Source organism: Blastopirellula sp. SH421 (assembly GCF_057808535.1).
The window spans coordinates 5,972,766-5,995,594 of the sequence record NZ_CM173712.1 but is presented as its reverse complement, the minus strand read 5'-3'; the positions used below and the strand labels follow the sequence as shown (position 1 = coordinate 5,995,594).

The window sequence follows — 22,829 nt, the reverse complement described above, 5'->3', positions numbered from 1 at the left end:
GCGTCGCACTGAGCGATTTAAACAAGTCTAGCACAACGCTCACCAACTCCAACGATTCAAAAGCTAAGTTCCAGTCCTACCCTCACTCGCATCGCAAGCTAGTATCTGAGGTTTCTCTGGACGCAAAAAAAGAGCGGCCGATTGTGTTTCGGCCGCTCTCTGTTGGGTTATCGCTAACAAGCTTAGTTAGAACTGCAGTTGAATCTCTTTCAACCGCGATTCGGTCTCGGCCATCAGCGCATCTTCGGCTGCTTCGTCGGCGGCGACGTAGGTGACCGAGAAGCGGAGGAAGGCGCCGGCGTCATCCCAGGGTACCGTGCAGATCGAGTGCTCGGTGATTAGGTATTGCGACGCCGCTTCGGCCGAATCAAACGACTGTCCGCCAACCAGGCCCTTGGGGCTTTTGGTGTACAGGAAGTAGGTGCCGCCGGGCATTTCGCATTCAAAGCCGCAGCGCTTTAGCATGCTGACTAACTTGGTCAGGCGGCGATGGTACTTGGCTTTGGTGTGACCGGGGATCGACTCATCGTCGAGCGCCGCGGCGGCCGCTTTTTGCACGGCGATAAACTGGCCCGAGTCGCAGTTGTCTTTGACGTCCGAGAAGGCTTGCACCAGCAAGGGGTTGCCGCAGACCCAGCCGATGCGCCAGCCGATCATGTCGAACCCTTTGGAAAGGGAGTGGATCTCGACGCCGACATCTTTGGCGCCGGGAACCGACAAGAAGCTGAGCGGCTCACCTTCGTAAGTCAGCACGGTATGCGCGGCGTCTTGAATCACGACGATGTTGTTCTTTTTGGCGAACTCGACCACTTGGGCGTAGAACTCTTGGGTCGCTACTTTGCCGGTCGGGCTGTTCGGATAGTTCAGCACCAGCAACTTGGTGCGGCGGAGGATATCCTCCGGAATCGCCGCGAAGTCGGGCAAGAAGTCATTCTCGGCCAGTAGCGGCAAGCGGAAGACTTCGCCGCCGTAATAACGTGTATGCGTCCCCGCGACCGGATAGCCGGGTACCGTCATCAACGTCACATCACCGGGATTGATAAAGCAGGCCGGGATCATCGCCAGCGCGGTCTTGGACCCGATGCAGTGGTTGATCTCGGTCGTGGCGTCCAACTTGACGCCAAACATCCGCTGCATGAACCGCGCGACAGCCGTTTTGAATTCGGCGATCCCGTTGTCAGCATAGCCGCGGTTCTCGGTCTTGTTGATCTCGGCGGCCATCACTTGGCGAACCGACTCCGGCGCCATTTCATCGTTTTCGCCGATGCCAAAATCGATGAGCTTCCGTTCGGGATGATCGGCGAGGGCTTTTCGCTTGGCCCGCTTGATCTTCTCGAACTTGTAAATCTCGGTCCCTTTGCCATAGTTGACGCCGCCAATGCGGTCGGCGAACAGCTGCTGAAAGTACGGATCGCTCATCGTTTTGCAGTTAATACAGGGGGAAACGGGCTGGATAAAGGTAACCGATAACCTACCTCATCCGCCGTAGATCCGACAACCTCCCCGCAGGTTCGCAATTCGCTGATGGCGGTCAGCGTTTTCGCAAGTTAAACTAAAATATCTCCACTTTCCTGCCTTTTGCTCTGCCCCCCCGTCTCGCAAAACCGAGGATCTGTCTGTGACTTACTTCCGCAAACTTATCGGCGCTGCCTTCGGGTGCGTCCTGCTGCTGGCGACCGTAACTTCGGCTGCGGCCGAAGATTTAACATCGCTGGAACTTTGGAAGGATGGCCTGGTCGACGGCGAACGGGTCGTCTTGCTGGGCAATACCTTCATCGAACGTGAGCAGCACGAAGGCTATATCGAAACGGCGCTCACCGCCCAGTATCCCGATCGCAACATCACTTTCCGGAACCTCGGCTGGAGCGGTGACGATGTCTACGGTCGCTCACGGGCCCGGTTTGGCAATGCCGACGAAGGTTGGAACCATCTCAACAATTCGCTCGATCTGGTCAAACCGACTGCCGCGATCGTTTGCTATGGCTCGAACGCGGCATTTGAAGGCGAAGCGGGCCTTGAGAAGTTTCGCGCTGGCTACACGCGTTTGCTGCAAGCGGTCGAGCGTCACACCAAAAAGATCGTGCTGATCTCGCCGCCTCCGATCGAAGATCTAGGGAGCCCGTTGCCCAATCCAAAACAGCACAACGCGATGCTGGCCAAGTACCGTGACATCATCAAAGAGCTCGCGTACGAACATCAATATGGCTGTATCGATCTGACCGCCCAACTGGGCGAAAAGTTCACACCGCACATCACCGGCAAAGCAACATTGACCAGCAACGGCGTGCACCTGACCGAGTATGGCTATTGGGAAGGGGCGCAAGCGGTCAGCGCCGCAATGGGCGGGACGACGCCTGCCGTCAGCCTGAAAGATCTGGCGCAGACGACCAGCGTTCCGCTGACCACATCGTCGCCGTTGCCGAAAAACAGCGTCAGCTACCACGACGAGGTGAGTGACGTCGCCGCGGATATGATGGTGCAGACCGAAACCGAACGATCAGGTTCGTTCGCATTGACTGCCGGAGGAGAGCAACTAGGAACCGTCTCTGGTGAACAATTGCAAAAGGGCATCGGCGTCAACGTGCCGAAGCTGGCCGATGCGGCGGAGAAGCTCCGTAAAGTGATCGTCGCCAAGAACGAGCTGTTTTTCCATCGTTTCCGTCCTCAGAACGAAACATATCTCTTTCTCTTCCGCAAGCATGAGCAGGGGAACAACGCGGTCGAAATTCCCCAGTTCGATCCGCTGATCGAGGCCAAAGAACGCGAGATCGCGCAGCTGCGTCAGCCGGTGTCGCTCGACATTCAGTTGACGCCGCAATAGTAACGCTCGCGCTCGCCTCATCCTTTCCTACACACCCGCCCACGTCGTTTTAAGACGCGAATCCTATGAAATCGATTGCCCCGCTACTTACGCTATTGTCGGCCTTATTGCTGACCGCTCCTGTCTTCGCCCAGCGCGATTTGAAAGATATCCCCGATCCCGATCCGGCTAAAGAGCTGGAAACGTTTTTGATCGCCGATGGCTTTGAGGTCAATCTCTACGCTTCGGACCCCGCAATCGCCAAGCCGATTCAAATGAACTTTGACGCATTGGGCCGTCTGTGGGTCGCGTCAAGCAGCATCTATCCGCAGATCGAACCTGGCCAAGTCGCCGACGACAAGATCATTGTCCTGGAAGATAAAGACGGCGATGGAGTCGCCGAAACCAACACCGTCTTCGCCGATGGACTGTTGATCCCGACCGGCGTGCTGCCGGGGGATGGCGGCGTGTACGTCGCCAATAGTACAGAGCTGCTGCATCTGAGCGATACCGACGGTGACGGCAAAGCCGATCAAAAGCGGGTGGTTCTCTCGGGCTTTGGCACCGAAGATACCCACCACATCCTCCATACGCTGCGGTGGGGCCACGATGGCAACATGTACTTCAATCAATCGATCTACATCCATAGCCACGTCGAAACCCCGTACGGGGTACGTCGGCTCGACGGGGGCGGCATCTGGCGTTTTCGTCCCGAGACGATGGAGCTGGACGTCCTCAGTAAAGGCTTCGTCAACACTTGGGGGCATCACTTCAATCGCTATGGCGCCAACTTCGCCACCGACGGCGCCTACATGGAAGGGATCAACTACGTCTTTCCGGATTCGGTCTTTGTGTCGTCTCCCAACGCGCGGCGATTGGTCAACGGTTTGAACCCCGGCAGCCCCAAGCATTGCGGCCTAGAGATCCTCAGCGGCGGCGCGCTGCCGAACGATTGGCAAGGCAACTGCATCACCAACGACTTTCGCGCCCATCGCGTCTGCCGTTTCATTTTGGACGAAGAGGGTTCAGGCTACTCAAGCCGCCAGGGTGAAGAGCTGATCAAAACTTCCCACGTCGCATTTCGTCCGGTCGACGTCAAAATGGGGCCCGATGGCGCCATCTACATCGCCGACTGGTACAACCCGATCATTCAGCATGGCGAAGTCGATTTTCGTGACGATCGCCGCGATCAAACGCACGGCCGCATCTGGCGCGTAACGCGAAAAGACATGACTCCGCTGCAGCGCCAAGAGATTCTCGGCGCTTCAGAGCCCGAGTTGTTCGAGCTGCTAACTGCCCAGGAAGAATGGGTTCGTCTGTGGGCGAAGCTAACGCTGAAAGCACGGGGCGCAGCCGTTGTTCTGCCGGAGCTAGAACCGTGGGAAGCGAATCTCGATGGCAATGATCCGCTGTACCTGCAAAAGAAGCTAGAAGCTCTGTGGATCTACCAAAACCTGAACCTGCCCAACGAACGTCTCCTCGCCGAACTGTTGGTTTGCGATGACCACAACATCCGGGCTGCGGCCGTGCGTGTGTTGTCGCAATGGTCGGATCGCATCGCCGAGCCGTTGTTGCTGCTGGAAGTTGCGGTTACAGACAAGCACCCGCGGGTTCGCTTGGAAGCAGTGTGCGCTTTGTCGCGGCTAAACAGTCTGCCGGCGGCCGAAGTCGCGCTGCTCGCGCTCGATCAGCCGATGGATCGGTTCCTGGATTTTGCGTTGTGGAGCACGCTCAACGAGCTCTCGCCAGCTTGGCTTCCGAAGGCGGTCAAAGGCGAGATCGCGCTTGAGAAGTCCCCCGAGAAATGGCTTTACGCATTTGCTGCGGTGGAGTCAGGCGACGTGGTCGCCCCTGCGTTATCACTGCTCAACCTGCCCATGCTTCCCGACTCGGCTCGGCGACAGACGCTAGATTTGGCGGCCCAACGCGGCAATCCGGATCAGTTGCGGATGCTGCTTGACATCGTCTTGGATGACACCGCCAACGCTGACGCAGCGCGCCGCGCCGAGCTGTTGACCACACTTTCCTCAGCGTTTGAAAAGCGCAAGGTCAAACCATCCGGAGATCTGACCGAAGTGGGCGAGTTGCTTGACGCGCATAACGATGCCGTCGCGATCGCCGCGGCCAAAGCGGTCGGCGAATGGCAAGTTGCCGACCTGCGGGATGAATTGGCCGCCCTGGCGACCACCAACGTACCGGCGATCCAAGCGGCCGCGCTTAACGCCTTGGCTCAGTTGAAAGCAAAAGCTGATTTGATCGCGTTGGCCGACAAGGCCCAAGAGGCTCCGCTGCGTGAAGCAGCGACCGCCGCGTTGGTTGGCGTCGCGCCCAACGAGGCCGCAAAAAGAACCGTGGCTCTACTAGGCTCTGCCAAAGGCCCGGCTGCCGCGAATTTGATTGCTCCTTACCTGATGCGTAAAGGGGGTCAAGCAACTCTCGCCGCCGCGCTCAACGACGCCAAGCTGAACGCGGACGTCGCCAAGTTGGCGATCCGCGCGGTTCGCACCAGCCCTCAGCCAGAGCAAGACTTGATCAACGCGCTCGGCAAGTCGGGCGGCGTTGGCCAAGGAGAAGCGAAAGTCTGGACCGACGAAGAACTGGCGACCATCACCAAGGCGCTTGCCGGCGGCGATCCGGTTCACGGCGAAGCGATCTTCCGCCGCACCGAGCTAAGCTGCTTGAAGTGTCACGCGATCGGCCCAGCCGGTGGTTTGGTCGGCCCGAATTTGATTAGCCTCGGCGCCAGTGCTCAGCCAGACTACGTGGTCGAGTCGCTACTGCGTCCCAGCGCCAAGCTGAAGGAGAACTACAACTCGCTAATCCTACTGTTGGATGATGGCCGCGTTGTTAGCGGTATTCCGGTTCGCCGCACTGCGGAAGAGCTGTTCCTGCGTGATGCCGAAGACAAAGAGATCGCCGTCCCGCTGGAAGCCATCGAAGAGCAAAAGGATGGCCAGTCGTTAATGCCTGCAGGGGCCGTCGATGCGCTCACCACTGACGAGATCGTCGATCTCGCCGCATTCCTCGCGCAGCTCGGTAAGGTAGGCCCTTACGCGATTAGTCCGGCGCCAATCGTGCGTCGCTGGGAAACGCTAGAGCTGACTCCCGAAGGGCAAAGCCGCTTAAACCGCACCAGCAGCGACACTGCAGCGACTGACGACGCCGCGTTGACCTGGACTTCGCGATATAGCCAAGTGAGCGGTGCGTTGCCGCTAGAGGAGCTGCCGCAACTGCAGCCGCATAGCATCAGCCCCCATCTGTCGTTCGTTCGCTTCACGCTGAACGTCGCCAAAGCAGGTAAGATCACGCTCGACTTTGGCGACGTCACCGGGCTCAAGCTTTGGGACGGCGAAAGCCCGCAACCGATCGAAAAGCAAATGACCTTCGATTGGCCTGCCGGCGAAAAGCGGATCACGCTCGAGATCGACCGTGACGCCAGAACCGCTCCACTGAAAGTCGAAGTCATTGAAGCCGATTCGACCGGCCGCGCCGAACCGATCGGTGGGAAGTAGGTAGAAAAGCGGAAAGCTGAAAGTAATCCAGGCGTGCCGTCGTCGCTTGATCGGCGGCATGCTACGGTTGGTTCTCGGCGGCCTGATAGGCTGCAGTTAGTGACTGTTCTAGCGTCTCCAGCGTACCGGCTAGGATTTCGCATTGCCGCAGTTTGGCGCAATGCTTGGAGGCGTATTTGACGTTTTGAACTTCAGGCGCCTGGTATTCCCCTGCGACGCGTATCCCGATGACTTGCTGCGATATTGGAAAACGGGTCACGGTGAAGAGCGTGCTTGGAAATGAGTAGGGCGCTTGGCTGCCGTTAAAAATATCGGGGTCTGGCTCTTCTGGTTTCTGCGTCGCATCGGGATCGTAAGTCTCACCCTCAAAGAGCCAGCCTCCTTGCAACAGCAGCAGCTGATTGTTTGTCACCTGAAATACGAGCGCCGGCTCATCCATCGCCGCCATGCCGATCTCGACCGAGGCGGCTTCGACGACCAGCAGTTCTTCGACCAAGTTATGCTGCAGATCCGCGAGCGCCAGTTCGCTGCGTTGCCGCTGGCTGGTCATATACGCGAGCGTCGCCAAGACTGACAGCCCGATCGCGATGCAGATGCCGATCCCGGCGCCAATCTGTGCTTCGAGCGGCCCTAGTCGCTGGCCAATACGAAAACACAACACCGCAAGAAACCCGCCGCCCAAAAACAGACTAAGCAGCACGATCGACACGTAACCGATCATCCGCACCCGCGTCTGCGATTCTAACAGTTCACGCTCGGCGGGGCTCATTGGTCGCGTGGTGATTTCGATCATCGCGTTGGTTGGGCGGACAATGCTTGTTGTTCACCGCTTGCGGTTCGCCCAGCGGACCCTACGGCCTACTTGCCGCAGTAGTCAATCGCGCGGGCGATTTCGCTCTTTAATCGCGAACGTGAGACGATGCGATCGACGAAGCCATGTTCCAGCAAAAACTCGCTGGTCTGGAATCCGTCCGGCAGTTCGATGCGGATGGTTGCTTTGATCGTTCGCGGGCCGGCGAAGCCGATCAGCGCTTTGGGTTCGGCGAAGATCAAGTCGCCCAGCGATGCAAAGCTGGCCGCGACTCCGCCCATCGTGGGATTGGTCAGGACCGAGATGAACAGGCCACCCATCTCGTGATAGCGGGCCAACGCCGCGGTTACTTTGGCCATCTGCATCAGCGAGAGAATCCCCTCGTGCATTCGAGCTCCACCGCCTGAGCCGCTGATCACGATCAGCGGCAGGTTTTGGTCGGCGGCGCGTTCGATCAGCCGGGCCAAGCGTTCGCCGACGACCGAGCCCATGCTTCCCATGATAAATGCAGAGTCCGTCACGCCGATCGCGACGCGTCGAGCGCGAATCATGCCGCAACCGGTTAGTGCGGCGTCACGCAGGCCGGTTCGTTTTTGTTCGGCGACCAAGCGATCGGCGTACTTTTTTTGGTCGGCAAATTGTAGCGGGTCGGTCGGCATCAGCTCGCCGTCCCACTCTTCGAAGGTGCCGCTGTCGAGAACTTGCTCAATCCGATCGGTGGCCGAGACGTACCAGTGATGTTCGCATTCGGGACAGACAGACAGCAGCTCTTCCGCTTGTTTACGGAAGATCACCGCCTGGCAACCGGGACAGCGCTGCCACAGTCCTTCAGGCACTCCGCGTTTGGCTCGTTTGACCCCTTCGGCGGTAGCCGCTGCGGCAGCGAACTCAGGCGTAGTCGATGACATGCGATTTCCTTCTGGCTTTGAACCCACCGTCTGGGGCGATTCGTTCTATCTTAATCTAACGAAGAGCAGGTTGCGGGGAGATTTCGATCAATTCCCAACCGCCGCAGTTACCTTCTTCGGCTTTCCAAAGGTCGCCGATCACGTGATGCAGCAATTCGCAGCGAATCACCGAAGCGATCGGCTCTGGCGTCACAATGGCCGCGACCTTGGTAGAGTTTTGGTATTTTTTGCAAATCTTGTCGAGCGCACTTCGTACGCGGGTGCGTGCGTCCGCTAGCATCTCTCCCTGAGGGGGGCAAATGCTATCGGGATTTTCTTGCCACTGACGGTAAACCTTGGGTTGGTTTTGTTTGACCTCAGTGATCAATTTGCCTTGCCAGAGACCGGCGTCCAAGTTGCGAAACTTATCGATTCGCTTGACTTTGGCCATGTGGATCTTGGCGATAATCTCCGCCGTTTGCTGTGCCGGCTGGCAAGGGCCGCAATAGACGACATCGATCGAAAGATCGGCCATCTCGTGCGCCGAATGTTGGACCTGTTCGACCCCGCGGTCGCTCAGCGGCACGTTTAACGTGCCACGGATTCGGCCTTGAAGGTCGTAATCGGTACAGCCGGGACGAATGAGCGCTACGCGCAACATATAAAAGCTACACCTATGCAGTTCTAGAGGCGGTCGCGGCCAGATTCAGGTCGCGGACTGCCGGGGCGTAATCGGGTTTGCCAAAAATGGCCGACCCCACTACTAACAAATCTGCGCCTGCTTCCGTGCAGCGCCCAATAGTATCCAAATTGACGCCGCCATCAATCTCAATCAATATGTCCGGCGCTAACCGGCGTACTTCTCGGATTTTGTCGAGGGCGACTGGGTTAAATTTTTGTCCGCCAAAGCCGGCGTTGACGCTCATCATCAAAGCGACGTCCGCTTCGGGCAGTGCAGCCGCAATCACCTCGACCGGAGTCTCAGGGTTAATCGCAACTCCAGCGCCGGCGCCCAGCGATTTGATCTCACGCAAGATGCTAGCGACGTCATCAACAGCTTCGGCGTGAATGGTCATCACGTCGGCGCCGGCCTCATGGAATTGTCGGATGTAGTCATGCGGCTTCTGGATCATCAAATGAACGTCGAGCGGCAGATCGGTCAATTTTCGAAACGCTTCGACAATCGGCATCCCGTAGGTAATGTTTGGGACAAATATGCCGTCCATCACATCTAGATGCAGTGCTTTCACACCGGCCGCTAGCAAACGCTCGACCTCACGCTCTAAGTTGGCGAAGTCGCACAACAAGAGCGAGGGGAGAATAACAGGCGCAGCTTCACGAAGCTGAGCGAGGTGATCGCGACGTGACATGGAGTTCGAGGCTAGTGCGTCAGGATGATGTTTGTAATCTTCATTCGCCGAAGGTGACGAAACCGGTGCGTAGGCCTGGGACGCTCGTAAAGATGTAAGGTGTCGGCCAAAGGGCCGCGGGAATTGAAAGCCTACGCTACTTGGGACATTTCCAGTCTGCGCAATTGTATCAACGGCTACAGACAGAGTCAGCACCCAACGTGAGCCAATGTCGTAACCCGCAGCGGCGCAAGAGGTTAAAACTCGCAAATTATCCCGAATCTTGGCCCATTTGGGGGTCTGGGCGAAACAATGCGCCGTTAGTTTCCCTCGTGGCCCTACGGGATCACAGCCACGATTCCTCTCCGGCTCAAGAAACGACGACGCCGGCTTCTATCAGAAACCGGCGTTGACGACGGGGATTTTTTTCAATCTAGCGCGATGGAAACTCTAGCCCCTGGGCCTGTTTCTCTAGCAGCTGCAGTTGCAGGTCAATGATCTCTTCCTTGGCTTTTTCACGCGCATCATACTGATCACGCAGCTTTTTGACCCGCGACTCGATCTCTTTCGCTTGCTTGTCGCGCTGCTTCATATCGGTGGTAAAGATGTCGGCCAGCACTTTTTTCAAGTCTTCGCGAGCCTTGTTTTTTTCGTCGTCGGTTTTGGCGTTCTGCAGCATTGTGAACTCGCGTTGGATCTTCTGATACATCTGCGACGGCTGGGCCTGGATCGGTGGATTAGAATAGGCTGTACCTGCCGGGGCGTACCACGGTTGACCAGCTACCGATGCTTGCGGTGGAGCCGGAAGGTAGGCAGGAGATGGCGAAGCCGGGACTGCATACGTCGCCGGGATCTGAGGCGGCGTTTCGGGGGAGGGCATTCGGTTTTCTTCGGGGGCGTAATACTCAGTAGTCGCACGCGCCGGAATTGAGAAGTTGCCGCTGTTGGGTTGCGGGGCGGCATCTCGAGGTTCATCCCTCCACCACACCAATGGCTCACTAGGTGTCGGCGTCAAAGAATTAGGGCTCGCCATTGCTGGAACTGTTCTAGGAGAGAAGTAGATTTCTTGAGTACCAAGCTGCCCCCTAGGAATGTCCACTCGCGGCGGAACCGACCCCATGCCGAGACCGTTAGTTGTTTGCGGCGCTTGCTCAGTCGTCTCGATAATCTCGGCCCGGAATTTGACCCTTTGCTTGATCAGGCTATCGACCAGTTGTTGACTAATCTTGCGGTTGACCGGATGCGCGGCGTCTTGGGGGATCGCCCAAGTGATCGGCGAATCGTCACTTTCTTTGGGCACAATCACGCAATCAAGGGCCAGCGGTAGGAAGGCGTTCTGGTCGTTGTCGATTTTGATGACATAGCGCTCGCTGTTATCCCCTTTGGGCACGAAATCTTTGATATCGATCGGATCGGTCGGGACTTGGATGATCGCGTAGAAAGTGGGATCCTTAGACGACGCAGCAGCAGCGACAATCGGCGGCGACGCAGGATCGAAAAACGGCGGATTTTTGGGATCGATTAGTCCTTCCAAGCGAAAGCGGGCGCCCGATTCTTGCTGCTTGTCGATGTACTCTTGCGTGATCGGGGCAGGGCCGGGCATCGCGCGGTCGGCGTTCACCTCCAGTACAGCAACACGGTGAGCAGTGAATGCTTTTGGTTCTGTCGGATGTGGCGAACCGACTACTTTCACCTCGATTAAACGGCAGTTATTGGCCAAGTAATGGCCAACCTCTATTGTTGGTTCCACTGAGGTGTGATTCAACGTCTTGGTGGCCATTAACAGCCCAATCGCTTGATTGCCGATATTCGCCTCCAATACTTCGTCCGAAGCTCCTTTGGGATCCAACCACACTTCGACGGTCGCCCGCTTCCCTATTTCGTCTCGTTTCGTCTGAAAGTTACCTTCCAGCGAAAACTGATATCCAAGATGCCTCAGCGTTTCGATCTTCCCTCGCAGGAGCCTGGCGATGTTGGAATCAGGCGCGTCTAACGGCGCTCGAAATGATATCAGCGTCCGAGTCTCACGAGGGCTGGTCGACAACGTAGAGGCGTAGCAAAACTCACACTGCTGGGCGACCGTGAAACTATCGTCCGGCTTGCCTTCTTCATGTTTCGTCGCGACCAGCGAGAATCGCTGCGCGAGGAGATTCGTGTAGAGAAACGAGAGGGGATAACGATCGCAATCGAGAAAAGCGAGCAGCCGATTGCCCATCGAGCCGGCGTTCACCATCGTCGTCGGACCGCGACGCGGCGCCTTCGCGATCGGCGTGGTCCACAGTTCAAACAAATCCATCGCATGATCACGGGCAGTCCCGTCGATGGTCGCCTGCGTGAACCAGTTGTTCTCCGGCGTCACCGGCATCTCGACTACCACTTCCAGCGCCGCTTGGATGTCGAGCGGACTCTGTCGAGGACGCAAGACCTTTTTTACACTTCGTACCAAGCAATCGCTGGCAATTTCGATCCGTTTCGGGCCTGCCGCTGTCATCAGAGGGCCGATCAGATGAAATCGCTGCGCTGACGGCTCGAACGGATCTTTCAGTCCGTTCATCGATGGGTCGACGTAGAGGGTCAGTGTTCTGGTTGCAGCGTTGTCCTTTGCGGTCACTTCGGCTGGAGCGGCATCGACAACATTCGCCGGGCGATGTGCAGCCATTGCGGCAGTCACAGGTTCACCCAGCGGAACCAAGCCTTGCAACAGGAAGCGAAATTTCTTGGCACGCAGCTCTTCGATTTTTTTCTGAAGTTTTGTGCTGTCGAAATTCGTCGGTCCATTGTTATAGCCTGGAGCGGATCCTGGAATCGATTCTAGGCGAACCACATTGATTCCCCCGCCGGGCGATTCAGGGGTCGTGCTGCGAATCGTGAAGTAGCCGCCGATCGAAAAATTGCCAACCGACTCTTTGGTGATGCCGGTCCCTTCGGCGATCACCGTAAGCCGGCGGTTGCCCTTGTTGTGCAGCAGCCAATCGCTGGGATAGGAGTTTGCTTCTAAGGGGACTTGGATGGTGGCCGCTGTGTTGGCTGGGGCTGGCACGTTAGAGTCGGTTGTTGTCGGAACCATTGGCTTCAACACAAATGGTCCCTTGATCGAGTCAATCCGTTTTTGAGTGACGCCCTTCTGCTCTCCCACTTGGGGGACGATCAGTCTGGCCTCCAGATAGCGTTCGCCATCCAGCATGATCCCTTCGAACCACTCCAAGAAGCACATTTCAGCTACCAGTTGGCCGGAACTTGCGACCGACAAACGCAGGTCGCCATGTTTGCTATCGCGAGCACGCTCCAGGGTGAATTGGTCGTGCTGCTTCGGATCGAGCCGGACCTTAACGACGGCGTACGGCCACAGCGCGTACTGCGGGGAATCGCCATACTTGGGCAACGGATCCAGATAGCCATGGGGAGTGATCCGCCTTGTCGATAGTGCAAAGCCCTGCTTGGCAGCCAGCATCGCGTCGATCTGCGTTTGATCAATGCCGGCGCTGGCGGGAACATCCACGACGACCTGCACGCATTTTTGATCGTCCGCCAAAAAGAAAGTTCCGTCTGGTTTCGCCTCTTTCACGCCGCGGAAGATGCAATCGTGCGCTAGTTCTCGCCAGCTAAACGAAGCATATTGGTTGTGAGTGTAGAGGAAAAAACGCTCGGACGATGGGACGTCTAGAAACATTTCGACCGGGTGAGACTGCGCATTGACGAGCAGCGTCAAAGTCTTTGTCTCCGCACCAGCGGGCTGAGCGGTGATTTCTTCACTTGTATTCTCAGGCATGGCTGCCGCGGTCGCCGGTTGATCTTCCTTCGGCTCATCAGTCGCCGCGACTGTCGTATCCGCTTCCCAGCTAATATCAACGGGTTCGCCCAAGGGTGTGAGTCCCTTCAGCACAAAGCGAAAGTTCTTCGCCAGAAGATCATCGATTTGCGGCTGAAGCATTTCGTTGGCAACTGATATATTTCTCAGCTGCACCAATTGGCTGGTATTTCCTGGCGACTGGATTCTCCAATTGCAGATCATGAAGTAGCCGCCGATCGTTTTCTCGGTGAATCCTTCTTTCGTTGTCTCTGTGGCTTCGGCGACTAGCATTAGGCGCGTGTTCCCCAGGTTGTGTGCTAACAGGTCGGCGGGAAACACGCTGACTTCGAGTGGTACAGAGACAGTCGGCAACTTCGGCTGCTTTGTAACGGACTGCAAGTTCGGCTGATTTGTGACGGACTGCAACCTGAGCCGAATCTGAGCGTTCTGCAGATCATCAATAAATTGTTGGAGCCCCTGGACATTTTTCGCGGCTTCCCCTGTGTTGTCCACGATTTCTACTTCAATGACCTGCTCGTCGGTGGCGGGTTCAGTTTTGATGCGGAGCAGGTAGGGAAAGTTGAAATCGCTAATGCCGTATGGAATCGCGGTGTACAACCGGAAAAATTCGCTTCCCTGCCGGTCGTCATTCTTCGTTTCACGCTCGATCCTGGTATCCGCAGGAAGTTTGATCGTCGCGCCTATGGGATGGGCTGATGCTGCATCTTCAGTTGCCGATACTTCGGTACTCTCGGGCAAAATATTTGGATCAATTTCCTTTGGCGTCGATACCGTCAACACGAAATGAATGCCGGCTTCAAGCGACTGATCGATCACTTTTTGGTTGATGCGGTCAGCCAACAGCGGCGAGTCAGGACCATAAGGAATCGATAGAGTAACGAAGCTAGAGACCGACTCCGGTTGCGGCTCAACCTTAAGCGTTGTGCAATCGATTGCAATGTTGAAAGTAGAAGGGAATTTTCCATGTGCTCTTAGATTGCACTTGGGGTACGGCGGCGGACCCGGAATAAAATCGACAAGGACGCGCAATGTTTTCTCGCCTTGTTGGTCAGGCAGCCATCCAATCGCTTCAGCTACCGGTTCTCGCACCCTGAATTGGAATCTTTTCGCCGTGAGATCATCGACTACTTTCTGATTAAACTCCCCCGGTTTCCACACCCCTCCGATACGGTCAACTTCCACTTCGGTAACATGAAATTTCTCGCCACTGCGATCGATCATTTCGCCAACGATCCGAGTTATTCTGGCGTTATCGACAAGCGGTTGATAAAGGGAAACAGCTTCGGTATTGAATCCCACCGGAACATAGGTGAAGGAAACTCGCTCTCCAATTTTCAGCGTTAGTTTGGCAAGCGGGTACGTATCTGCCGCCAACGGAATGCGGAGCGTCATCTTGGGTGCAAAAGCCGTAGATGGCGTAAGTCCGTATCTGAGCTCGAAGTAGCGTTCATCAATCGTGCGGCTGCTCGTCGCCGGTGCGCCCAATGGAACCAACCCTTTCAGTTCAAACCGAAAGTTTTTCGCCAGCAGATCATCGATCTGAGGCTGAACCTTGTCGCGGTCGAGGTCGGCTGGCCAGATTCTCAGTTTAACTAGATGGACGCCGTTCTCGGGCGCCTGCGTCGTCCATTCACGAATCATGAATTGGGCGGGAATCGTTTGCTCGACGTTCGCTTCTTGCGTCGCCTCCGTGGGAACGGCGACCAGTGTCAGTCCGGAATTTCCCCAGTTGTGCGCCAGCAACGCGCCGGGATACGCTTTCGCGTCCAATGGAGCCTGGACGTAGCGCTGTTCATAGCGGCTGAATAGGGGAGCTTCGCGGAGACGCACTTTGATCTGAGCCGCATGTACGTCATCGATATATTGTTGGTGTCCTAGCACGTTTCTCGCCGCTTTGCCCGTGTCGTCGATAATTTCCATTTCGACAAACTGAAATTTGGAATCAGCGGCGGCTGGTTCCCAACTCTTGATGCGGACCGGATACGGAAAACCAAAACTCCCCGCACCGCCATTGAGCTGCATCTCCAACTGGAGGAGGCGGTCTTCGTACTTTTCTGCGCTCCCTCCCTGGCCGTAGTGGCTGGTTTCTAGCGGAACACGAATTGTTGCATAGGTCGGTTTCCCTTCTGGCCTTTCCAACTCGCCGTCTGTCGCCGCTTCTTCCTCTCCCCACGCGTAGCGCACTACCCCAACGCCCACCAACGAAACCGCCAGCAGCGCCGTCGCCAAATATGCAGTCAATTTACTTTTGAGCATCACTGCGTTCCTTCAAATCAGCTTCGGGGAATGGGGTCACTTCCAATGTGAGCAATTCGTGCTGCAAGCGATCGAAATCGGCTTGCTGGGGGCCTTCTAGCGATTGCAGGCGAGCCTGGATCGATTCGATGCTAGAGTCGTTGGCCGCTGGTCGTGTGATCGGTGTCGGCGTTTCTTGTTTGGGAGCAGGAGTCATCCAGAGATAGACTCCACCTACCACCAACGCCATTTCGCACAGCCCGATTGCGGCGATCCACCAAGTGCGATGGGGCTTGCCGCGGCGCGACAGACGCAGCTTGCCTTGTTGAAAATCGGACAGTACGCGTTCTAGTTTCTTTTGCAGTTCCAGCGCGCTGGCGAAACGACGATCGGGTTGTTTTTCTAGCAGCCGATCGATGATGTCCGACAGTTCGTCCGGGATCTCGGCGTTCGACTCCCATGCTGGGCGATGCGGGTCGTGACAGGTTCGTTTGAGCACCGCCATCGGGCGTTCGGCCCGAAACGGAGGATGACCGGTCGCCATGAAATAGAGGACCGAGCCGAGGCTGAAGAGGTCAGAGCGATGGTCGAGTGCTCGCCCATCGGCTTGCTCGGGAGACATATAGTGCGGCGTGCCGGATACGACGCCTGTATAGGTCAAGCTGGCGTCATCCGACGCGCGGGCCAAACCAAAATCGGTTAGGTAGGCCCGGTCGACATCGTTCTCTAGCAAGATGTTGGCCGGTTTCACGTCGCGATGGACCAGGCCTTGGGCGTGAGCGGCTGCGAGTCCCGAGGCGGCTTGCACGCCGATCCGCAGGATCTCGGACACGGCGAGCGGCCCGGCGTGATCGACGCGCGCTTGCAGCGATTCGCCGGGGATGAACTGCATTACCAGAAAAGGGTTTTCATGATTTGATTCGACGTTGTGAATCGAGACGACATGCTCATGCACAACGGCGGCGGCAGCGCGGGCTTCGCGGGCAAATCGCTGTCGCGCGGCGCCGATCCGCGAAAGATGAGGCGCAAGCAGCTTGATTGCGACAGGACGGTTGAGCTCGGTATCTAATCCCTTGAGCACGATCCCCATGCCGCCGACGCCGATGATGCGCTCGACTTCGTAGCGACCGAGTCGACCGAGCAGCTCGGGATGGGACGGCGCCGCAAGCAGGCCACGGACCATGGTCTCGTCGACGCTACGACGCTGGGCGACAAGCGTTTCGGTCGAGCGATACCGATAGAACTGGCCGGACGCTGGCTCGTCATCAGCGACCGGGGTTAGCAGTTCACGCTGCGTTTGCCAAAAGGGTTGATCGCCAGAGAGCTGAGTCAGACGCTGCTGGCACGCGGCGCAGCTGTCGATATGGGCGGCCGCTTGTTGAAAATCGGCCGAGGTTTCGTCTCCTTCAAGCAGCACGCGTAGCGGTTGGTCGGAGCACGGCTGGGAAGAGCGGATCGTCATCGAGCTTGCTCCTCAAGGGTTTGTATTTTTTCGCGGATCTGTTTGGTGATCCGGCTGCGGGCAATATAGACGACGCCGACGCTGACTCCCTGCTCCGCCGCGACCTGGGCGATCGGTTGCGCTTCGATGCTGGTTTTCCAAAATAGTTGCCACTGTTGCGGGCTCACCTGAAGGCGAACTTGCTCGGCCGCCCAGCGAAAAAGTTCGCGGCGATATTCGAGCGAAAAGATCTGCGTCGATTGACCATTGGGATCAGGATGCTGGGCGAGTAGCCCGGCGATCTGGCTGTCTCCAGAGCCAAGCCGCTGATGTTGGGGCCGGGTCAGAAAGTTGATCGCCAAGTTCTGAGCGATCCGAAACAGCCAGGCCTGAAAGGGGCCGCGGCTCTCGTTGTCGACCCAGCGGCCGACCGCTTTGGCGACGCTGGCTAGTACCTCTTGAACGAAATCCTCGGCATCGGCCTGCTGAAAGCCTTTGCTGCGAGCAAGCCGAAACAATAGCGGCTCATAAATCTCGACAAATGCGTCCCACGCTTCCACGTCAGCCGCATCCGGTAACCGGCGGATCAGCGTTTCGCGCGTATCTGGAAGAGGTGGCAAGGTTTAGGTCGCTTCATGCGTGTCCAAAAAAACGGGTCAGGCGATAACCCTTCTATGGTAAGACACACGAGCGGCGAAAACCTTTCGGTTTTGGGAAAAGATTTTTGGAAACGGGGAATGGTCTTAAGAGCCCGAGGTGCGAGCCGAGGGAAAACAGCCGCTTTTTCTAATGACGAATGTCTAAATCCTAATGTCTAAAAAGATCGTAAGAGCTTCTCGCCCAAGATTTATCCGGCGGTCGTCTTCTACCTGTTTGGTAGCCAGATTGCGCCGCGGCTTTCTTGCTTGGCGGTTTGACCAACTCGGCGGGCTTTGATCCCGATGTCGATTGGCAGACTAGTCGGCAACTACCAAGTTCTAGGAGTTGCAAAGAAAGCGTGAGAGAGCGAGGGAGTGGCTGTTTGCGCAGGGTCGAGAATCTTCTGCGCAAACCAATGTGTTTTGCATGCAAACAAATAGCTGAATAGCAAACATAACGGTACAATTACCATTCTATGGCTTCTATGGCGCCGAGGTTTTTCTTCTTTCATTGATTTAATTTGGGCTACACCCGGCCGCTAAAACTGCGATTTACTCATCCAGGTCTCAATTGCTCGGAGTTTATTATGCGTCAATATTTAAATCGTCGCGGCTTTACACTGGTCGAGTTATTGGTCGTTATTGCGATTATTGGCGTCTTGATCGCGTTGCTGTTGCCAGCCGTTCAGCAGGCTCGCGAAGCGGCCCGCCGGATGCAATGCACCAATCGTCTGAAGCAGGTCGGTTTGGCCGTTCACAACTTTGCCGATACGCACAACGGACTTCCGCCGGCGACGATTGGTTATGAGCTCGCCAACGGAGGTCATCAGCCACGGGCGTCGTTTTTCATTTTGATTTTGCCCTATATGGAGCAAACGAATGCTTACGATTTGATTTCGTCCAAGACCAACAATCTGGCGAATGTCGTGACCAATAATGGTTTTTGGAACACGCTTACGGCCGCGCAACAAGAGTCATTAAACTTCTCTGAGTTTTTGTGTCCTTCTCGACGCGGCAGTGCTGATGTGATGCCCAATGGACCGAATACGACGCAAGGAAGCATTCATGGCCCGCGCGGCGATTATGCCATTGTGCAAGGTTTGCTAAATCGGCACTGGTCGCAATGGGTGACCAACTACGAGGCGACCGGCGTACCAAATCAACGCGGTCCGTTTCGAGCTGCCAAGTGGACAGGGGGAAATGCGGGGAATTGGCGTCCTCGTGATACGTTTGCCTGGATGTCTGATGGCACTAGCAATCAAATTTTGGTGGGCGAAAAGCATATCCAAAAAGATGATATCCATCTTTGCTCGGCGAGTCCCGGCAGCGCAGCCGAATCGCGAGCAGAGCAAGCTGATTGCTCGATTATTTCGTCCGGCGACTGGGGGACCATTCCGACGGCTCGATCGTTCAATGCGGGGTTTGCTCGCAATTCTGCCGAACTTGTGGCCTTCACCGAAGCCGGTGCGCAGTGGGGCAGCAATCACCCAGGGGTCTGCAATTTTGTGCTCGGTGATGGATCGGTGCGTTCGATCTCGATTACGCTTCCGACAGGCGATGGTCCGACATTTATTCTGTCGGCGCTAGGCAACGTGAATGATGGCAACGTCGCATCGATTCCTTAAATCACGACATATTTGGACTCGAGCTGTGCTGAACCGATCACGACGCCGCGCGTATTGTGCGCGCGGCGCAATCTCTTTGGCCGGCTTGCTTTTGCCCGCATCTTAAATTCGGAACCCACATGAACAAAATAATCATCGGACTATCCATTGTCGCCTGTCTGGGCGCGATTGGCTGCGGAGGTTCGTTGGAAGACCTCCGCGGAACCGTGAAGTTTGAAGATGGCTCCCCGCTTAACCTTGGATCCGTTTGTTTTCTTAAAGATGGATATCTGGCGAGCGGACTCATTCAGCCGGACGGAAGCTATGTAGTCGGTTCGATCCAAGACGACGACGGTCTTCCCGAAGGAGAATATCAAGTCTATATCGATGGCGCAGTCGTCGAAGACCTGCGCGCACGGACTGGTGTGAGGGCCGTCATCGCCGAAGAAATGACGAAACCCGAAACGTCCGGTCTGACCTGCGAAGTGCCAGTCCAGGGAGGCCGGTTCGATATCGTCGTGAAAAAACCGAAACAGTAGCTTCAGCATCGATGGGCGCCAACCGCGGGCATTCGTAAACTAGCCTGGCAACCAGATTGCGCCGCGGCTTTCTTGTTGGGCGGTTTGGCCGCTGCGGCGGGCTTTGATGCGGACGTAGGGGGCGACGTAGCGACTGCGATCGGCGAAGGAATCGGGTTCGGCGTCTTCTTTGGCGTGCAGCGGTTCGACTAGGTCTTCGATGACAAAGCCGCTGCGGCACATGAGCCCGACCAGATCTTCCCAGCGATGTAGGTACTCGAGCGTTCCTTCTTCGCGATGCCGACTGCCGACAACCGGCGGCAGCGGGCCATGACGGTAGTAGGGCTCGATCAGTTCGTATCCGCCGGGGCTGCGCTGGATGTCGGTTTGCAGGCTGGTTGGCGTTTTGTGTTGACTGATGTAAAGTCCGCCGTCGCCGAGCAACCGCGCGACTTCGGCATAAACGGGACGCAGGTCCGGCACATAGCAGGTACTGACTGGCTGGATAATCACGTCAAAATCGGCGGCGCCGAGCATCGAGAGATCGTCCATTGACGCTTCGACGGTGGTTAGTGTTAACCGCCGTTCAGCCGCAACTTGACGATCCAGTTCTAGCTGGGCCGGGCTGATATCGACCACGGTGACGATGGCGCCCGCCGCGGCGTAAAGCGGTCCTTGGCGCCCTCCACCGGCGCCCAGGCAAAGAATGCGTTGGCCGACAACGCTGCCGCCGAGCCAACCCCATCGATCGACCAAGGCCAGCGGATCTTTGAAGTCAGCGTCGTTGGCGGGGCGCGCAAAACGATCGCGCTGCCTTACCTTGCGATCCCAGGCGGTTCGATTTTGATCCAGGGAATAGGCGTTGGAGTCGAGGGGAGCTTCGTCAGTCGACAACGGGATATTCCTTGCTTTACCAGCGAAAGTCACACTGCCGGCAGCGGACTTCGATTTGCAGAATGTCGAGTCCACGCGGGCGATCGGCGCCGCAGCGTGGACAGATAAAACCAAAATAGGCTCGCGCGGCCGCTCGGCCAAGCTCCCAATAGAGCAAAGCGCACAGCAGCGTGTTGACGCCTGCATAGGCGGCGGGCCAACCATTGCCGATGGCGAGCGATCCCAGACAAAAAAGCGCCGACGAGACGGTGGCGAACGCCAAGTAATATCGGGCCGACGCCCAGACGGCGCGACCGCCGAACCACAGTCCGACTGCCAAAATCAACGGCAGATAGGGAAACAGCATCACGGCTTGAGCACGATCTTGCGCGTTCACGGCCAGGGCCACGGCGACGCAAAGTTGAAACAGCGTGAGCAGTGCCGAAAAGAGAAAGACGAGCGCCACCGAGGGAGGAGTCGCCGACACGGCCTCGGACGAGCCGCTATCGTCAGGCGAGCGAAACGGATTGGGAGGCTCGCCAGTGGACATGGGTTGATTCCATAAAAAAAGCCGACGTCGCCCAGTGCGGCCGTCGGCTTATCGATTGTTAGATCGAAGAAGCAGGCAAGCTTAGTCGAGGAACCCGACCAGCTCTTGGCTGCGACTTGGCTGCTGCAGTTTGCGAACCGCTTTGGCTTCGATCTGGCGGATACGTTCGCGGGTCACTTTGAAAATGTGTCCCACTTCTTCCAGCGTGTAGCTGTAACCGTCGCCCAGACCGTAACGGAGCTTGATGATCTCGCGTTCACGATAGCTAAGGGTTTTCAGCACGCGGCTGATGCGGGTCCGGAGCATTTCTTGGGCGGCGCCGATCGCAGGACTTTCGGCTTCGCCATCGGGCAGCAGATCGCCAAACTGGCTATCTTCGCTGTTGCCGACAGGACGATCGAGCGAAATTGGGTAGCGGCTCATCGCGAGTACGCGACGCGCCTCTTCGACGGTCGTGCCGGCGCGACGGGCCGTTTCTTCGAGGGTAGGCTCGCGTCCTTTTTCCTGCAGCAATTGGCGAGCGACGTTGCGAACGCGCGACATCGTTTCGACCATGTGGACCGGAATCCGGATCGTACGGCTTTGGTCGGCTACGGCGCGAGTGATCGCCTGACGAATCCACCAAGTGGCGTACGTACAGAACTTGAACCCGCGACGGTATTCAAACTTGTCGACCGCTCGCATCAGGCCGGCGTTGCCTTCTTGGATCAGGTCCAGGAAGCTCAAACCGCGATTGCGATACTTTTTGGCGATCGAGACCACCAAACGCAGGTTCCCTTCCGACAGCTCGCGTTTGGCTTGCTGATATTCAGAGTAGATGACCTTAAGCTGGTTGACGCGACGGCGCAAGCTGGTCGGCGTTTCTTGGGTTGCAACCAGGATGTTGCGATATTCGGCGACCCAGTCGGCCCGTTCAGCCTCGGGAGCTTTGGCCTGCTTGCTGGCGTCGATGCGAATTTTCAGGTCGTCAATGCGACGCGAGAAATCTTCGAGCGTGCCGATCTTCGATTCGATGCGTTGGGTGCGCAGACCGAGTTCTTCGACCAGTTTGACCGAGCGACGACGACGACGGCCGAGTCGAACCCAAGCTTCAGCGCGTTGGCTTTCGCTCCGCGATTTGCTGGTGGCGATCCGGTAGTCGCGATAATTGCGCTTCAGCAGGGTCTCGAGCGTTTTGAGATTGTGGGGCAATCGACCGAGAATCTGCTCTTTCTCTAAACGATCGGTGACCGAGACCTGCACGGTGCGATCGAACGGCAGTTCGCCATCCTGAACGCGACGCAAGACTTTGATCGCGTCTTGAATGACGTAATCGCATTCCAGCAGCATGCCGCGGAACTTGGCCCGAGTCAGCTCGATCTTGCGGGCGAGAAAGATTTCTTCCTGACGGGTCAACAACGGGATTTCGCCCATCTGCGTCAGATACATGCGGACCGGGTCATCCGACCAAGTTTCGCCATCATCGCCTAGGAATTCGTCGGACGAATCATCAGCGCTGTCGTTGCTTTCGGCATCGACATCCAGCAATGGAGTGTCGTCGCTGTCCCCATCCAACACTTCGACCGAAGCGTCAAAATCTCGGGGGCTGCGAACGCGAGCGTCATCGTCTTCAAAATCATCAATCAGGGCGTCGTACAACATTGCACTCCTTCACTCGCCAAAACGTGAGTTGGGATTTCCGAGTCGAGGAAACTCCAAGCAAGATTCATCGTCATTCCACCCAATTTGATCGCGTCCGACGCCGAGGTAACGCGGCAAGGCGTTGCGTACGGAAATTGCGATCCACCTAGTGATAAGGCG

General features: G+C 56.9%; 15 protein-coding genes. 4 read left to right on the top strand and 11 right to left on the bottom strand.

The features are described 5' to 3' along the window. Positions 1 to 186 precede the first annotated feature (186 nt). A complete protein-coding gene (locus SH421x_RS24330) occupies positions 187 to 1,419 on the bottom strand; it encodes an LL-diaminopimelate aminotransferase (RefSeq protein WP_488852612.1) in 1,233 nt (410 codons plus the stop codon). A 199-nt stretch (positions 1,420 to 1,618) separates the two neighbouring features. Between SH421x_RS24330 and SH421x_RS24325 the strand changes: the two genes are divergently transcribed. After that, the gene (locus tag SH421x_RS24325; RefSeq protein ID WP_488852611.1) at positions 1,619 to 2,821 is read left to right on the top strand and encodes an SGNH/GDSL hydrolase family protein; all 1,203 of its coding nucleotides are present in this window, start codon (positions 1,619 to 1,621) and stop codon (positions 2,819 to 2,821) included. A 65-nt stretch (positions 2,822 to 2,886) separates the two neighbouring features. Next, on the top strand, positions 2,887 to 6,312 hold the full coding sequence (locus SH421x_RS24320; protein WP_488852610.1) for a PVC-type heme-binding CxxCH protein: 3,426 nt from the start codon (positions 2,887 to 2,889) through the stop codon (positions 6,310 to 6,312). Positions 6,313 to 6,373: 61 nt separating this feature from the next. Here SH421x_RS24320 and SH421x_RS24315 read toward each other — a convergent pair whose 3' ends face one another. The 7 genes from SH421x_RS24315 to SH421x_RS24285 all read right to left on the bottom strand — a co-directional run bounded on the left by SH421x_RS24315 (position 6,374) and on the right by SH421x_RS24285 (position 17,466). Next, entirely contained in the window at positions 6,374 to 7,105 is a 732-nt protein-coding gene (locus SH421x_RS24315; RefSeq protein WP_488852609.1) for a hypothetical protein, read from the bottom strand. Between the two features lie 65 nt (positions 7,106 to 7,170). Continuing rightward, a complete protein-coding gene (accD, locus tag SH421x_RS24310) occupies positions 7,171 to 8,031 on the bottom strand; it encodes an acetyl-CoA carboxylase, carboxyltransferase subunit beta (protein ID WP_488852608.1) in 861 nt (286 codons plus the stop codon). 55 nt (positions 8,032 to 8,086) lie between these two features. Then, complete coding sequence (locus SH421x_RS24305) at positions 8,087 to 8,671, bottom strand: histidine phosphatase family protein (RefSeq protein ID WP_488852607.1); 585 nt, start codon at positions 8,669 to 8,671, stop codon at positions 8,087 to 8,089. A 13-nt stretch (positions 8,672 to 8,684) separates the two neighbouring features. After that, the gene (gene rpe, locus SH421x_RS24300; RefSeq protein ID WP_488852606.1) at positions 8,685 to 9,380 is read right to left on the bottom strand and encodes a ribulose-phosphate 3-epimerase; all 696 of its coding nucleotides are present in this window, start codon (positions 9,378 to 9,380) and stop codon (positions 8,685 to 8,687) included. 412 nt (positions 9,381 to 9,792) lie between these two features. After that, positions 9,793 to 15,426 (bottom strand): hypothetical protein, encoded by a 5,634-nt coding sequence (locus tag SH421x_RS24295; RefSeq protein ID WP_488852605.1) that lies wholly within the window; start codon positions 15,424 to 15,426, stop codon positions 9,793 to 9,795. Beyond that, complete coding sequence (locus tag SH421x_RS24290) at positions 15,413 to 16,867, bottom strand: serine/threonine-protein kinase (RefSeq protein WP_488852604.1); 1,455 nt, start codon at positions 16,865 to 16,867, stop codon at positions 15,413 to 15,415. The genes SH421x_RS24295 and SH421x_RS24290 overlap by 14 nt, the downstream gene beginning before the upstream one ends. Continuing rightward, positions 16,864 to 17,466 (bottom strand): RNA polymerase sigma factor, encoded by a 603-nt coding sequence (locus SH421x_RS24285; protein WP_488852603.1) that lies wholly within the window; start codon positions 17,464 to 17,466, stop codon positions 16,864 to 16,866. The genes SH421x_RS24290 and SH421x_RS24285 overlap by 4 nt, the downstream gene beginning before the upstream one ends. A gap of 605 nt (positions 17,467 to 18,071) precedes the next feature. On the opposite strand from SH421x_RS24285, the gene SH421x_RS24280 reads away from it, so the two are divergent. Next, positions 18,072 to 19,109 carry a DUF1559 family PulG-like putative transporter gene (locus SH421x_RS24280; protein ID WP_488852602.1) on the top strand — a complete coding sequence of 346 codons (1,038 nt, stop codon included), beginning with the start codon at positions 18,072 to 18,074 and terminating at the stop codon, positions 19,107 to 19,109. Between the two features lie 119 nt (positions 19,110 to 19,228). Beyond that, positions 19,229 to 19,627, top strand: coding sequence for a hypothetical protein (locus SH421x_RS24275; protein WP_488852601.1), 399 nt, complete (start codon positions 19,229 to 19,231; stop codon positions 19,625 to 19,627). A gap of 39 nt (positions 19,628 to 19,666) precedes the next feature. On the opposite strand, the gene SH421x_RS24270 is transcribed toward SH421x_RS24275, so the two are convergent. The 3 genes from SH421x_RS24270 to SH421x_RS24260 form a co-directional block, all read right to left on the bottom strand. Continuing rightward, entirely contained in the window at positions 19,667 to 20,500 is an 834-nt protein-coding gene (locus SH421x_RS24270) for a class I SAM-dependent methyltransferase (RefSeq protein WP_488852600.1), read from the bottom strand. Positions 20,501 to 20,516: 16 nt separating this feature from the next. Next, positions 20,517 to 21,029, bottom strand: coding sequence for a hypothetical protein (locus SH421x_RS24265; protein WP_488852599.1), 513 nt, complete (start codon positions 21,027 to 21,029; stop codon positions 20,517 to 20,519). A gap of 81 nt (positions 21,030 to 21,110) precedes the next feature. Continuing rightward, a complete protein-coding gene (locus SH421x_RS24260; protein WP_488852598.1) occupies positions 21,111 to 22,670 on the bottom strand; it encodes a sigma-70 family RNA polymerase sigma factor in 1,560 nt (519 codons plus the stop codon). Between the last annotated feature and the right edge of the window lie 159 nt (positions 22,671 to 22,829).